The sequence below is a fragment of the Pseudomonas sp. FSO-7 genome (assembly GCF_059579345.1).
The window spans coordinates 3,140,037-3,153,275 of the sequence record NZ_CM184193.1; the positions used below are offsets into that span (position 1 = coordinate 3,140,037).

The following is a 13,239-nucleotide window of genomic DNA, read 5'->3' on the forward strand; positions in this document are numbered from 1 at the left end:
GCAGAGTCAAGCAGGGAGATGTTAGAAAGATTTACTGGGAATCATTCTCAAAGTATATTCGCTCTCATTCCTATCCCTCTGTGAGTGCGCGTCTTGAATCGTTCCACCCCTCTCGCTTACCGTAATGCTCTCGTCAAATGTGTTTTACCCGCGCTGTCCTGCTGCTTCATGGCAAGCCCCCTGAGGGCACAAGACACTCTGGAGCTGCCCACCACCAACGTGCAGGGCAGTCGGATCATCCAGGACGAAGGCTACACGACGTCGCAAGCCAGTACGGCGAGCAAGAGCGATGTACCGATCAAGGAAGAAGCGCAGTCGATCAACGTGGTGACCCAGCAGACCCTGGCCGACTATCAGGTGCGCTCGCTGAACGACGCGATGAAGTTCGTCAGCGGCGTCAGCCAGGGCAACACGCTGGGCGGCTCGCGGGACTCGCTGGTCAAGCGCGGGTTTGGTACCAACGACGACGGCTCGATCCTGCGCGACGGCGTGCGCTCGAACCTGGGCCACAACTTCAGCGCCACGACTGAGCGCGTCGAAGTGCTCAAGGGCCCGGCCTCGATGCTGTACGGCGCGCTGGAGCCCGGCGGCCTGATCAACGTCATCAGCAAGAAACCGGAATACACCCAAAGCACCACGCTGAGCGGCTCGGCCTACAGCGAAGGCGGCGGCACCATGGCCCTGGACACCACCGGGCCGTTGGGCGATACCGGCCTGGCCTATCGACTGATCGCCGAGCGGGGTCACGAGGATTACTGGCGCAACTACGGGGTCAACGAGAGCACGCTGGTGGCGCCGTCGCTGGCCTGGACGGGTGAGCGGGCTTCGTTGAACCTGAGTTATGAGTACAACGAATATTCCAATCCGTTTGATCGGGGGACGGTGTTCAGGGATGGGCATCCGGCCGATATCGATTATGACAAGCGTCTGGATGAGCCTTGGGCCAAGAGCGTGGGTATTCGCGAAACGGCCACGGCGCGGTTCGAGTATGAGTTGAGCGAGGCGTGGAAGACTCGCGTGACTTATGGTTGGAACAATGATCGGTACAGTCTTTCGATTGCGCAGCCTTTCGAATTGAACGGAAATACGCTGCGTCGGGCTGCCAACGGCGCTCATTATGACGACGAAACGCGCTACGCCAGTTGGGATTTCATGGGTAAGCAGGAGCTGTTCGGCCAACGTCATGACTTGCTGATTGGCGTCGATAATCAGGTGTCTGATCAGTATCGCGGGAAAACCTACCGAGGGATTCAACAAAACGGCTTCGACATCACCGCGCCGGTCTATGGTGGCTTGGCAGAGCCAGGTAGGCTGAATGCTGCGCAAAGCAACTTGAGCAACAAACTGACTTCCAGCTCGGTCTATCTGAAGGATAACTGGCACCTGGATGATCGCTGGATCCTGGTCTTCGGTGGTCGCTACCAGCACTACGATCAGTTCGCCAAGCAAGGGGCGGTCACCAGGGTACCGGTCCGCGACGACAACGGCGATGCCTTCGTCCCGTTCCTGGGCCTGGTCTATAAAGCCACCGAGGAGCTGTCGCTGTATGGCAACTACAGTCGTTCGTTCAAGCCTAACGACACCGTGGACGACAACCTCAGCACCTTCAAGCCGGAGGAGGGCCGTAGCTACGAAATTGGCGCCAAGTACGATCCGCTGCCGGGCCTGAACATTAACCTTGCGCTGTTCGATATCGAGAAGAAAAACGTCGTGACCTCCTCTACAGTCAACGGCGTAACGCTGGCAGAAGCTGCGGGCAAGGTTGGCTCCCAAGGCCTCGAACTCGACATCACCGGCCGCCTGGCGGAACGTTGGGACTTGATCGGGACTTATGCCTATACCCACACTGAAATTCTCGATGACCCGAAAAACGAAGGCCATCGCCTGGCCGATGCCCCCAAGCACACCGCCAGCCTCTACTTGAGCCACCACCTGAACGTGCCTGCCGAATTCGGTGCCTGGCACGCCGGCGCCGGCGCTCGCTACGTCGGTGAGCGCGCCGCCAACAACGCCAATGATTTCTGGCTGAGCAGCTACACCGTCGCCGACGCCTTCCTGCGTTGGGAGTCGCCGGTGTTCGGGCACAAGACCTCGTTGCAACTGAACGTCGACAACCTGTTCGACAAGCAGTACTACCCGTCCTCCACCGGCAGCCAGTTGCAAGTCAACGTCGGCGAGCCGCGTACCGCCAAACTGAGCGCCAGCGTGACGTTCTGATTCTGTTGCGCAGAAACACAAAATGCCCGGGACCTGCGTCCCGGGCATTTTTGTACGGCAGTCGGAGGCTAAGCCACGGTGCTGCCAACGGGAGCCTGCGTAGCAGCGGATTTAACGCTCGCCCTGAGAGCATGACGAAGCTTCAGCGCCGGTCGCTCGACCCCGTAATACGAAACGCCGCTCAGCGCGAACGACAGCACCAGCACCGCCGTGATGATCAGGGCGCTGTATTGCACCGGCCAGAACGCCCGCAACACATACATCACCACAAAGTGGTTGAGGAACACGCCGTAGCTGATATTGCCCAGGAATTCATCGAGCCGGTGGTGCTTTAGTTTTCCGAGCAGAAATACCGCCGGCAGGCCGAGGGCGATGCCCAGAGTCACCTCGGCGTTGAAAGGTCGACGGGGAATGATCCCCACGACAATGGCCAGGAACATCAAGGCGGCAACGAGAAGGGTAAGGAAGACGATCCACAGCCCCTTGGTCTGGGCCCGATACAGGTAGCTGCCGCCGAGGAAAATAAACAAAACACCGGGCAGCAGGCGGTAGCTGTAGATGTCGGTGTCGAGGTAGCCCAGCGAGGCGACCATGAACACCGTCACGGACACCGCAAAGGCCACACCCCGCCTCTTGTAGAGGATCAGGAACGGGATCAACAGGTAAAAACACATTTCCAGTCCCAAGGACCAACCGGGTGGCAGTATCTCGGGCACAGTGATGCCGAACATGTAGAAACCCAACGGCAGGATCGGCAGGCTGGTGGTGATGTTTTCGAAGGTCAGCGCTGCAGCCTGGGGCGTTCCTGGCAGGAGGAAGTGGATCACCCCGCAGGACATGACGAAGTACACCAGGAACTGCGGGTACAGCCTCAACAGTCGATCGGTGTAGAACAGGCCGATTTGGCCTGGGGTGTTGTAGGTCCTTTCGATCAGTGAGGTCATCACGAAACCGCTGATGATCAGGAAGGACACCACGGCAACGACGCCGGGGTTCAACCCCATGAACGTCACGCCCATATGAGAAACCGCCACCAACATGGCCAACAGCAACCGATAAAACCCCACGCGCATCATCCTTAATCAGAGTTGAACCGTCTGCGCGGTACGTTATGTGGCTTCGCGGGCCGTTAACAGTGGTTTGCGGGACGGCGGCGGGGTAGTGGGGGTAATTGTCACTTTTGACACATATGTTTCAGTTGGATGGCCATCGCGAGCCGGCTCGCGATGGCCATGCAGCTGATCACCGAAACGCCGGCACCACCTGCTGGATGAACAACTCCAGGGATTTCTTCTTCTCGGCATGGGGCAGGCTGTTGTCGCACCAGAAGCTGAATTCATCCACCCCCAGCTCCTGGTAATACTTGATCCGCTCGATGATCTGCTGCGGGGTGCCGATCATGGTGTTCTTGCGGATGTTTTCCAGCTGGAATTCCGGGCGCTCGGCGAACTTTTCTTCCGGGCTTGGCGCCAGGAAGCCGTTGACCGGCACTTGCTTGTTGCCGAACCAGGCATCGAAGGTGCGATAGAACTTCGAGATCGCCTGGGCGCCGACCTTCCAGCCTTCGGGGTCATTCACCCCATGGACGTGAGTGTGGCGCAGGACCATCAATTGCGGGCGTGGCACGTCGGGGTTGTTGTCCAAGGCGGCCTGGAACTTGTTCTTCAGGTCCAGGACTTCCTCGTCGCCCTTCATCAACGGCGTGACCATCACGTTGCAGCCATTGGCGACGGCGAAGTTGTGGGAGTCCGGGTCGCGGGCGGCGATCCACATCGGCGGGTGAGGCTTGCGGATTGGTTTGGGTACGCAGGTGGAGGTGGGAAACTTCCAGATCTCGCCATCATGTGCGTAGTCGCCTTGCCACAGGGCGCGCACCACCGGGACCATTTCCCGCAAGGCCTGGCCGCCGGAGGAAGCCGGCATGCCGCCAGCCATGCGGTCGAACTCCACCTGATAGGCGCCCCGGGCCAGGCCGACTTCCATGCGGCCATTGCTGATCACGTCCAGCAGCGCGCATTCGCCGGCCACCCGCAGCGGGTGCCAGAACGGCGCGATGATGGTACCGGCGCCCAGGTGGATGGTGGTGGTCTTGCCGGCCAGGTACGCCAGCAGCGGCATCGGGCTTGGCGAAATGGTGTATTCCATGGCGTGGTGTTCGCCGATCCACACGGTGCTGAAACCGCCGGCCTCGGCCAGCAGGGTGAGCTCGCTCAGGTCTTCGAACAACTGGCGATGGCTGACGCTTTCGTCCCAGCGCTCCATGTGTACGAACAGGGAAAATTTCATGGCGCTTTCTCTTTATTGTTGACGATCGGTTCAGGCGAGGACGGGCAGGGCGCCCATCTTGCCGTGGCAATAAACCAGCGGCCCCGGTGTGTGCTGCGGCACGATCAGGTTCTTCACGGCGCCGACCATGATGGCGTGGTCGCCGCCCTCGTATTCGCGCCACAGTTCGCACTCGATGATGGCGGTGGCATTGTTCAGCAACGGGTTGCCCAATTCGCTCAGGGTCCACTCGATGCCCTGGGCCTTGTCCTTGCCTTTGCGGGCAAAGGCGTAGGCTTCGTTCTGCTGGCCGCCGGAGAGCACGTGGATGGCGAAGCGCTTGTTCTTGATCAGCACCGGGTAGGAGTCGGAGCTGTAGTTGGGACAGAACAGCACCAGCGCCGGGTCCATCGACAAGGAGCTGAAGGCGCTGGCGGTGAGGCCGACGACCTGGCCGTCGTCATCGAGGGTGGTGATCACCGTCACCCCGGACGGGAACGAGCCCATGACTTGTTTGTAGACGCTGGCATCGATCATCGGACGATCCTCGAGTTTTATCGGTTGTGGGCGCTCCATGTTCATCAATGGGCACCCGCGGCCTTGTTCAGGTCGCTCTCGGCCCATTGGGTGTAGACGCAGGCGTCGGCAGTGGCCCAACGCACGCGCACCGGGTCGCCGGCCTTGAGCGGCATGCCGGCGGCGGACAACGCCTTGACGGTCATGGCCGTGCCGCCGGACGTGACGACGCTGCAGGTCTGGCTTTCACCGAGGAACAGCACTTCGACGACCTTGGCCGACACCTCATTCCAACCGGCCGCCAAGGGTTGCTGGGCGGCTTGCTCGACGCTCAGGGCGAGGGCTTTTTCCGGGCGCACCATCAGCAGCACGTCCTGGTCGGTTTGCAGGCCGGCGGTCAGGCGGATCGACAGCGACTGGGCTTCGAAGCTCGCCACGGCGTTGCCCTGGGCCTTGAGCTTGAGGAAGTTGGAGTTGCCCAGGAACGAGGCGACGAAAGCGTTCGGCGGATTCTGGTACAGGTCATAACCGCTGCCCAAACCGACGATCTTGCCGTGGCTGAAAATCGCGATGCGCTGGGACAGGCGCATGGCTTCTTCCTGGTCATGGGTGACGTAGACGATGGTGATGCCCAGCCGGCGGTGCAACTGGCGCAATTCATCCTGCAAGTCTTCACGGAGTTTTTTATCCAGGGCCCCGAGGGGTTCGTCCATCAGCAGGATGCGCGGTTCATAGACCAGCGCCCGAGCAATCGCCACGCGCTGCTGCTGGCCGCCGGACAGTTGCGAAGGGCGGCGATGGGCGAACTCTCCCAGTTGCACCAGCTTGAGCATCGCGTCGACCCGGCGTTCGCGCTCGGCGCTGGCCAGTTTGCGAATCGCCAGGGGAAAGGCGATGTTGTCGCGAACCGACAGGTGCGGGAACAGGGAGTAGCGCTGGAACACCATGCCGATGTCGCGTTTGTGCGGCGGTACGTTGACCAGGGATTTACCGCCCACCAGGATCTCGCCGCTGCTGGGGGTTTCGAACCCGGCCAGCATCGACAGCGTGGTGCTCTTGCCCGAGCCGCTGGAGCCGAGGAAGGTCAGGAATTCGCCATCCTGGATCTCCAGGGAAATATCGTCCACGGCGGCAAAGTCACCGTAGTGCTTGTTCAGGTTGCGCAGGCTGACCAGGGTCTTGTCGTTCTGTTGTGCGGGGTCTTTGACAGCACTCATCGTGTTCTCCTAGGCGCTCAGGCGCTGATTTCATTGCGCCGGCGCAGGGCGGCGGCGATCACCATCACCAGGACCGAGAGGCCGATCAGCAGCGTCGAAGCGACGGCGATCACAGGCGTCAGGTCCTGGCGCAGGGTGGTCCACATCTTGACGGGCAAGGTTTGCAGGGTGGGACTTGCCATCATCACGCTCAGCACCACCTCGTCCCACGACACCAGGAACGCGAACAGGGCACCGGCGACCATGCCCGGGCGAATGGCCGGGAAGGTCACCTTGAACACCGCTTGCAGACGTGAGGCACCGCAGATCACTGCGGCATCCTCGATGGATTGGTCGAACAGCTTGAGCGAGTTGATGATCGAGATGATGGTGAAGGGCAGCGCGACGATGACGTGGCTGACCACAAACGCAAACATCGTCCCGGTGTAGCCGAGCTTGAGGAACAGCGCATACACCGCCACGGCGATGATCACCAGCGGCACGATCATCGGCAGGGTGAACAGGCCGTAGAGCATTTCCCGGCCCGGGAAGCGCCCGCGCACCAGGGCAAACGCTGTCGGCAGGCCCAGCGCCACGGCGCAGACGGTGGTCAGTACCGCGACCTTGAGGCTGGTCAGTGCCGCGTTCATCCAGTCAGGATTGGAAAAGAACTGGCCGTACCATTTGAGCGTCCAGCCCGGCGGCGGGAAGACCAGCCATTGGGACGAGCCGAACGATAGCAGCACGATGAATGCGATGGGCAACAGCAGGAACAGCGCGATCAGGCCGGTGGTGAAATACAGGCCGAAGCGCATGCGCCGGCTCATGGCATTGGGAGTCAGGAGCATGGCGGCTTACCTCGCGTTGCTGGCGCCCACCGGGGATTCCGGCTGGAGCTTCAGGTAGAAGTAGAACAACACCAGGGTGATCGCCACCAACAAGGCGGCGCCGGCACTGGCCAGGCCCCAGTTGAGGAACGACTGCACCTGCTGGATGATGAATTCCGGCAGCATCATGTTCTGCGCGCCGCCCAGCAGTGCCGGGGTCACGTAGTAACCGAGGGACATCACGAACACCATCAGCCCGCCAGAGAACAGCCCCGGCCGGCACAGCGGCAGGAATACCCGGAAGAAGTTGGTCCAGGGACTGGCGCCGCAAATCGAGCCGGCCTGCAGGATCATCGGGTCGATGGCCTGCATGGTCGCCTGCAACGGCAGGACGATGAACGGGATCATGATGTAGCTCATGCCGATCACCACGCCGGTGAGGTTGTGCACCATCTCCAGCGGCTGGTCGATGATGCCCAGCGCCATCAACGCCTTGTTCACCACCCCGGAGGCTTGCAGCAGTACCAGCCAGGAGTAGGTGCGGGCCAGCAGGCTGGTCCACATCGACAGCAGCACGATGTTCAGCATCCAGCGGCCCCAGCCACGGGGCACCAGGGTAATGGCCCAGGCCAGGGGGAAACCCAGCAGCAGACTGAACAGCGTCACCAGCCCGGCCACCGAAAAGGTGTTGAACAGCACTCGGGCATAGGCCGAGTTGGCGAACAATTGCTCGTAGTTGCCTAACCCGGGCACCGGCTCGAGCACGCCGCGCAGCAGCAGGCCGATCAACGGCGCCAGGAAGAACAGGCCGAGGAACAGCAGGGCGGGGAGCAGGTTGCCGGTCCCGCGCCAGCGCTGTGCCAGCGACGGGGTTCGCGTCGCCGCCTTGGTCTGTACCGCACCGGCAGCGCCAATGGCGCTCCCAGTGCGAGGGGTTGTCGTTGCCGACATTTTCATTTGACCAGCCATTCGTTCCACCGTGTCGCGATGTCCTGACCGTTCTTGGCCCAGTACGCGAAATCAAGCGTGATCTGATCCTTGGCGTAGGCAGTCGGCAGGTTGGGGGCGAGCACCGAATCCAGGCGTGCAACGCTGTCGACGTTGACCGGGGCATAGGCGGTCAGGTTGGAAAAGTCGGCCTGGCCCTTGGCGCTGCTGGCGTTGGCCAGGAACTTCATGGCGGCGGCCTTGTTTTTCGAGCCCTTTGGGATGACCAGGATGTCGGCCATGACCAGGTTCTGCTTCCAGCTTACGCCGACCGGAGCGCCGTCCTGTTGCAAGGCGTAGATACGACCGTTCCAGAACTGCCCGATACTGGCTTCGCCGGACGCGAGCAACTGCTGGGACTGAGCGCCGCCGCCCCACCAGACGATGTCTTTCTTGATGGTGTCGAGCTTCTTGAAGGCGCGGTCCAGGTCCAGCGGATAGAGCTTGTCTGCCGCGACGCCGTCGGCCAGCAGCGCCAGCTCGAGCACGCCGGGGCTTGGCCATTTGTACAGGGCGCGTTTGCCGGGGTAGGTCTTGGTGTCGAACAGCGCGGACCAGTCTGTCGGTTTGCCCGCACCGAGCTTGCCTTCGTTGTAGCCGAGCACGAAGGAGAAGTAGAACGAGCCGACGCCATGGTCGGAGACGAAGCGCGGGTCGATCTTGTCGCGTTGGATGACTGAGAAGTCGAGGGGTTCGAGCAGGCCTTCGGCAGCGGCACGTAGGGCAAAGTCCGCCTCGACGTCGACCACGTCCCACTGCACGTTGCCGCTTTCAACCATGGCCTTGAGCTTGCCGTAGTCGGTGGGGCCATCCTGGACCACGGTGATGCCGCTGGCCTTGCTGAACGGGTCGGCCCAGGCCTGTTTCTGCGCGTCCTGGGTGCTGCCGCCCCAACTGACGAAGTTGACGCTTTCAGCGGCCATCGTCGCCTGGCTGGTGACACTCAGCAGGCCGGCAAAAAGCATTGCGGCTGCACTTTTCTTCAACACCATTTTCACGCCCTCATTGTTGTGTTTATTGAGCGGGCTTTTGTCGCCCGCCTATCGGGAGCAGTAGGTCCATCTGGCCTTAAAGACGACCGTGCCAAGGGCTATTGTTTGTGCTGTCCCTGTCGGGGGGCACCTGGCTGAAGCGTTCGGTCTATGGAATATCATATTATGGTATTCCAAACTTTCTGCAAGCATTTTGCCGTACCGGCTATCTGTCCGGGGTAGATTTCCCCTGCCATTCCAGGGACGAGCCCTTTGGGAGCGAGCCTGCTCGCGATAGCGGTGTATCAGAGGTCGATTGCTATCGCGAGCAAGCTCGCTCCCACAGGGGGGCTGTTATCCGGTGAAGGGAATACTCTCCACCACCTCCAAGTCATACCCCGTCAGCCCCGCGTACTTGAGCGGTGGTCCCAGGTGCCGCAATTTACCGACGCCCAGGTCCTGGAGAATCTGCGCACCGGTGCCCACTTCAGAATAGATGCGCGATTGGGAGCGGCTGAATTGTCGTGGCGGCTGGGTCAGTTGCGGTACGCGCTCAAGCAGCGCCTGGGAGGATTCGTGGTTGGCCAGCACGACCACCACGCCGCGACCTTCTTCGGCCACCCGCTGCAGGGCCGCCCACAGTGTCCAGTTGGACGGGCCGTGGTATTCGGCACCCACCAGGTCCCGCAGCGGGTCGATCACATGCACCCGCACCAGGGTCGGTTCTTCCCGTCGAATGTCACCCATCACCATCGCCATGTGCACGCCGCCTTCGATGCGGTCTTCGAAAGTGAACAGGCGGAAGGTGCCGTGTACCGTGGGCAGTTCCCGTTCGCCGATGCGTACCACGGTGTGCTCGGTGCTCAGGCGGTAGTGGATCAGGTCGGCGATGGTGCCGATCTTGATCCCGTGCTTGCGGGCGAAAATCTCCAGGTCCGGTCGGCGGGCCATGGTGCCGTCATCGTTCATCACTTCGACGATCACCGACGCCGGCGTGAAACCTGCCAGGCGTGCCAGGTCGCAACCGGCTTCGGTGTGCCCGGCGCGGGTCAGTACACCGCCTTCCTTGGCCCGCAGCGGGAAGATATGCCCCGGCTGCACAATGTCGTTGGGCCCCGCGTCGGTGGCCACGGCGGCGGCGACGGTACGCGCCCGATCGGCGGCGGAAATACCGGTGGTCACGCCGATGGCGGCCTCGATGGACACCGTGAACGCCGTGCTGAACACGCTGCCGTTGCTCGGCACCATTTGCTCAAGCCCCAGGCGCTGGCAATGTTCGTCAGTCAAGGTCAGGCAGATCAGCCCACGGGCTTCGCGAGCCATGAAGCTGATGGCCTGAGCGTCGCAGCAGTCGGCGGCCAGCAGCAGGTCGCCTTCGTTTTCCCGGTCTTCGTCATCCACCAGCAACACCATCTTGCCCAGGCGGTAGTCTTCGATGATTTCCTGAATGCTGTTAAAGGCCATGTCGGGCTCTCTGTGTTTTGATGAGGGCTTGCTGGAGATATATTGTGGTATACCATAATACAAAATAAACCGAGAGGTCACTATGAAGGCGTACTGGATTGCTCATGTGGATGTCACCGACCCCGATCAATACAGCCAATACACCCAACGGGCGCCGGCGGCGTTTGCCTTGTATGGCGGTCGGATGCTGGCCCGGGGCGGGCGTAGCGAAGCGATGGAGGGCAGGGTCACGCCGCAGCGCAGCGTGGTGATCGAGTTCGACTCTTACGAACAGGCGCTGGCCTGCTATCACTCGGCGCAGTATCAGGAGGCCAAGCATCATCGCGAAGGCGTGGCCCGGGCCGAGGTGATCATTGTCGAGGGCGTGGCGCCCTGAGATCCGTCAGCGGATGAAGTGAATCTTGCCGTTGTCGTCGTTGCCGATGTAGATGCCATAGACCCCGGCCTGGCGTTCCTCGATATAACGTTCGAGGATCTGCCGGATGGCCGGGTAATAGATGCTGTCCCAGGGAATGTCTTCGGGGGCGAAGAACTGGCAGGCGAGGGTTTCCGGGCCGAACTGGCCGGTGATCTCCACCGCGGTGGCGCGGAAGATGATGTACACCTCGCTGATCGTCGGCACGCTGAAGATCGAGTAGGGCGAGACGATTTCAGCGCGTACGCCGGTTTCTTCCCAGACTTCGCGCAGCGCCGCCTGTTCGGTGGTCTCACCGCCTTCCATGAAGCCGGCCGGCAGTGTCCAGGTGCCCGGGCGCGGCGGGATGGCGCGCTGGCACAGCAGGTACTTGCCGTCCTGCTCGATGATGCAGCCGGCAATGATCTTCGGGTTGACGTAGTGGATGTAGCCGCAACCGCCACACATCAGTCGCCTATGGGTATCGCCCGCTGGCAGGCGGTGATCGAGGTCACTGCCGCCGCACTTTGGACAAAAGCTCGGGCTGAACATGGCTAGCGACCTATACGCGGTTCTTTGAGGGCGATGGGCGGGATGATCTCGGGGATTTCTCCGGTCTCTTCCTGTTTGCGCTTGAGGTATTCCAGGGCGACCTTGGCAGCGGCGCGCACGTGGTCGACGCAGGCCTGGTGGGCCGCCAGGGGATCGCCGCTCTTGATCGCCTCGACCATGCGTTCCATCTCCTGGTTGCTGTCGCCGCGACGGTTTTCCTGGGACACCGAGGTCGCCCGCAAATAGCTGATGCGTGCCTGCAACTGGCGCAGTTGGGTGGCGGCGACATGGTTGCCGGAGCCTTCGAGCAACACATCGTAGAAGCCTTGCACCGAATCGATGACTTGTTGCAGTTCGCCTTCCTTGAGGGCCTTGCGGTTTTCCGCGAGGGCTTTTTCCAGGGCCTTGATGTCCTTGGCCTTGGCGCGCAGGGTGAACAGCTGGACGATCAGGCCTTCGAGCACGCAACGCAGCTCATAGATGTCGACAGCGTCGGCCAACGTGATAATGGCGACCCGCGGCCCCTTGGCGTCGGCAAACTCCACCAGGCCTTCGGATTCCAGGTGGCGCAGCGCTTCGCGTACCGATGTACGGCTCACACCCAGGCGATCGCACAGATCGCGTTCGACCAGGCGATCGCCCGGCAGAAGCTGGAAGTTCATGATGGCGCTTCGCAGTTTATCCAGCACGATCTCGCGCAGGGTAACGGGGTTGCGATTGACCTTGAAGCTGTCGTCGAGTGGCAGGCGTTTCATGGGGTCCGCTCTGTAATATGGCTGTCCATGCCAAACGGGCAACATCCGTGCACGTTCAGATCAAACAGCCGAAGGTTGACTGGGGGCCTCGGCATCGGCTTCGGCGAAGGCTTCACGGGCAAGCCGGAAACTGTCCACGGCAGCGGGAACGCCGCAATAGATACCGACCTGAAGCAGAATTTCGCGTATTTGCTCACGACTCAAGCCGTTACGCAAGGCGCCACGCACATGCAGCTTGAGTTCATGCGGGCGATTGAGCGCCGAGATCATGGCCAGGTTGATCATGCTGCGCTCCTTGAGCGACAAGCCCTCGCGACCCCAGACATGGCCCCAGCAATACTCGGTGACCATTTCCTGCAGTGGTCGGGTGAAATCGTCGGCGTTCTCGATGGAGCGCTGCACATACGCCTCGCCCAGCACCTGGGTACGGATCTTCAGGCCTTGTTCGTATTTGTCGTTGCTCATGCGAGCTCCCTGAAAAAGTGATGAACCTGTGGGAGCGAGCTTGCTCGCGATAGCAGTGTGTCAGTCACCGTAATGTTGGATGTGCTGCCGCCATCGCGAGCAAGCTCGCTCCCACAGGAGAGGGGGATGGCCATCAAGCCAGCGCGGGCAGTGGGCCCAACTTGCCCTTGTGGTAGATCATCGGCGTCACCGGTTGCTCGGGCAGAATCAGGTTTTTCACTGCGCCGACGATGATCGCGTGGTCGCCGCCATCGTATTCGCGCCACAGTTCGCATTCGATGATCGCGGTGGCTTTGCCCAGCAATGGATTGCCCCGTTCGCTCAGGTGCCAGTCGATGCCCTTGGCCTTGTCCTTGCCTTTACCGGCAAAGGCATAGGCTTCGGCGGTCTGGTCGGCGGACAGCAGGTGGATCGCGAACTGCTTGCTGTCGCGCAGGATCGGGTAGGTGTCAGAGCCGTAGTTGGGGCAGAACAGCACCAGCGCCGGGTCGATCGACAGCGCGCTGAACGCACTGGCGGTGATGCCGACGATATTGCCGTCCGGGTCCAGGGTGGTGACCACCGTGACGCCGGACGGGAAGGAGCTCATGACTTCTTTGTAGATGCCGGGTTCGATCATTTCTCAGGACT

At 61.4% G+C, this 13,239-nt stretch carries 14 protein-coding genes; 2 read left to right on the forward strand and 12 right to left on the reverse strand.

The genetic code is table 11. The features are described 5' to 3' along the window. Window positions 1–168 precede the first annotated feature (168 nt). Window positions 169–2,217, forward strand: coding sequence for a TonB-dependent siderophore receptor (locus AC515T_RS13685; RefSeq protein WP_496532918.1), 2,049 nt, complete (start codon window positions 169–171; stop codon window positions 2,215–2,217). Between the two features lie 68 nt (window positions 2,218–2,285). On the opposite strand, the gene AC515T_RS13690 is transcribed toward AC515T_RS13685, so the two are convergent. From AC515T_RS13690 to ribBA, 8 genes are all read right to left on the reverse strand, one after another. Next, window positions 2,286–3,293 (reverse strand): acyltransferase family protein, encoded by a 1,008-nt coding sequence (locus AC515T_RS13690; protein ID WP_496532919.1) that lies wholly within the window; start codon window positions 3,291–3,293, stop codon window positions 2,286–2,288. A gap of 166 nt (window positions 3,294–3,459) precedes the next feature. Next, a complete protein-coding gene (locus AC515T_RS13695; RefSeq protein WP_496532920.1) occupies window positions 3,460–4,503 on the reverse strand; it encodes an LLM class flavin-dependent oxidoreductase in 1,044 nt (347 codons plus the stop codon). 30 nt (window positions 4,504–4,533) lie between these two features. Then, window positions 4,534–5,019, reverse strand: a complete 486-nt coding sequence (locus AC515T_RS13700) for a flavin reductase family protein (RefSeq protein ID WP_496532921.1) — start codon at window positions 5,017–5,019, stop codon at window positions 4,534–4,536. A gap of 44 nt (window positions 5,020–5,063) precedes the next feature. Beyond that, window positions 5,064–6,215, reverse strand: a complete 1,152-nt coding sequence (locus AC515T_RS13705) for an ABC transporter ATP-binding protein (RefSeq protein ID WP_496532922.1) — start codon at window positions 6,213–6,215, stop codon at window positions 5,064–5,066. A 17-nt stretch (window positions 6,216–6,232) separates the two neighbouring features. Further along, window positions 6,233–7,042, reverse strand: coding sequence for an ABC transporter permease (locus tag AC515T_RS13710; RefSeq protein WP_496532923.1), 810 nt, complete (start codon window positions 7,040–7,042; stop codon window positions 6,233–6,235). A 6-nt stretch (window positions 7,043–7,048) separates the two neighbouring features. Further along, window positions 7,049–7,978, reverse strand: coding sequence for an ABC transporter permease (locus AC515T_RS13715; RefSeq protein WP_496532924.1), 930 nt, complete (start codon window positions 7,976–7,978; stop codon window positions 7,049–7,051). After that, window positions 7,975–9,000, reverse strand: a complete 1,026-nt coding sequence (locus tag AC515T_RS13720; RefSeq protein ID WP_496532925.1) for an ABC transporter substrate-binding protein — start codon at window positions 8,998–9,000, stop codon at window positions 7,975–7,977. Before AC515T_RS13720 ends, AC515T_RS13715 begins: the two co-directional genes overlap by 4 nt. 333 nt (window positions 9,001–9,333) lie before the next feature. Then, entirely contained in the window at window positions 9,334–10,443 is a 1,110-nt protein-coding gene (ribBA, locus tag AC515T_RS13725) for a bifunctional 3,4-dihydroxy-2-butanone-4-phosphate synthase/GTP cyclohydrolase II (RefSeq protein WP_496532926.1), read from the reverse strand. An 82-nt stretch (window positions 10,444–10,525) separates the two neighbouring features. On the opposite strand from ribBA, the gene AC515T_RS13730 reads away from it, so the two are divergent. Then, complete coding sequence (locus tag AC515T_RS13730; protein WP_496532927.1) at window positions 10,526–10,819, forward strand: DUF1330 domain-containing protein; 294 nt, start codon at window positions 10,526–10,528, stop codon at window positions 10,817–10,819. A gap of 6 nt (window positions 10,820–10,825) precedes the next feature. Here the strand turns inward: AC515T_RS13730 and AC515T_RS13735 are convergent, their stop codons facing one another. The 4 genes from AC515T_RS13735 to AC515T_RS13750 form a co-directional block, all read right to left on the reverse strand. Continuing rightward, window positions 10,826–11,389, reverse strand: coding sequence for an NUDIX hydrolase (locus AC515T_RS13735; protein WP_496532928.1), 564 nt, complete (start codon window positions 11,387–11,389; stop codon window positions 10,826–10,828). A 2-nt stretch (window positions 11,390–11,391) separates the two neighbouring features. After that, window positions 11,392–12,144: a GntR family transcriptional regulator gene (locus AC515T_RS13740; RefSeq protein WP_103309674.1), complete on the reverse strand. Its 753-nt coding sequence runs from the start codon at window positions 12,142–12,144 to the stop codon at window positions 11,392–11,394. Between the two features lie 60 nt (window positions 12,145–12,204). Further along, on the reverse strand, window positions 12,205–12,609 hold the full coding sequence (locus AC515T_RS13745) for a carboxymuconolactone decarboxylase family protein (protein WP_283553254.1): 405 nt from the start codon (window positions 12,607–12,609) through the stop codon (window positions 12,205–12,207). Window positions 12,610–12,742: 133 nt separating this feature from the next. Further along, a complete protein-coding gene (locus tag AC515T_RS13750) occupies window positions 12,743–13,228 on the reverse strand; it encodes a flavin reductase family protein (protein WP_496532929.1) in 486 nt (161 codons plus the stop codon). Window positions 13,229–13,239 lie beyond the last annotated feature (11 nt).

What these genes read in the sequence shown, in the direction of transcription:
- AC515T_RS13740 (WP_103309674.1), bottom strand. Translation starts at nt 12,144, where the DNA reads ATGAAACGCCTGCCACTCGACGACAGCTTCAAGGTCAATCGCAACCCC.
- AC515T_RS13730 (WP_496532927.1), top strand. Translation starts at nt 10,526, where the DNA reads ATGAAGGCGTACTGGATTGCTCATGTGGATGTCACCGACCCCGATCAA.
- AC515T_RS13720 (WP_496532925.1), bottom strand. Translation starts at nt 9,000, where the DNA reads ATGGTGTTGAAGAAAAGTGCAGCCGCAATGCTTTTTGCCGGCCTGCTG.
- AC515T_RS13700 (WP_496532921.1), bottom strand. Translation starts at nt 5,019, where the DNA reads ATGATCGATGCCAGCGTCTACAAACAAGTCATGGGCTCGTTCCCGTCC.
- AC515T_RS13695 (WP_496532920.1), bottom strand. Translation starts at nt 4,503, where the DNA reads ATGAAATTTTCCCTGTTCGTACACATGGAGCGCTGGGACGAAAGCGTC.
- AC515T_RS13690 (WP_496532919.1), bottom strand. Translation starts at nt 3,293, where the DNA reads ATGATGCGCGTGGGGTTTTATCGGTTGCTGTTGGCCATGTTGGTGGCG.
- AC515T_RS13715 (WP_496532924.1), bottom strand. Translation starts at nt 7,978, where the DNA reads ATGAAAATGTCGGCAACGACAACCCCTCGCACTGGGAGCGCCATTGGC.
- ribBA (WP_496532926.1), bottom strand. Translation starts at nt 10,443, where the DNA reads ATGGCCTTTAACAGCATTCAGGAAATCATCGAAGACTACCGCCTGGGC.
- AC515T_RS13685 (WP_496532918.1), top strand. Translation starts at nt 169, where the DNA reads ATGGCAAGCCCCCTGAGGGCACAAGACACTCTGGAGCTGCCCACCACC.
- AC515T_RS13735 (WP_496532928.1), bottom strand. Translation starts at nt 11,389, where the DNA reads ATGTTCAGCCCGAGCTTTTGTCCAAAGTGCGGCGGCAGTGACCTCGAT.
- AC515T_RS13705 (WP_496532922.1), bottom strand. Translation starts at nt 6,215, where the DNA reads ATGAGTGCTGTCAAAGACCCCGCACAACAGAACGACAAGACCCTGGTC.
- AC515T_RS13745 (WP_283553254.1), bottom strand. Translation starts at nt 12,609, where the DNA reads ATGAGCAACGACAAATACGAACAAGGCCTGAAGATCCGTACCCAGGTG.
- AC515T_RS13750 (WP_496532929.1), bottom strand. Translation starts at nt 13,228, where the DNA reads ATGATCGAACCCGGCATCTACAAAGAAGTCATGAGCTCCTTCCCGTCC.
- AC515T_RS13710 (WP_496532923.1), bottom strand. Translation starts at nt 7,042, where the DNA reads ATGCTCCTGACTCCCAATGCCATGAGCCGGCGCATGCGCTTCGGCCTG.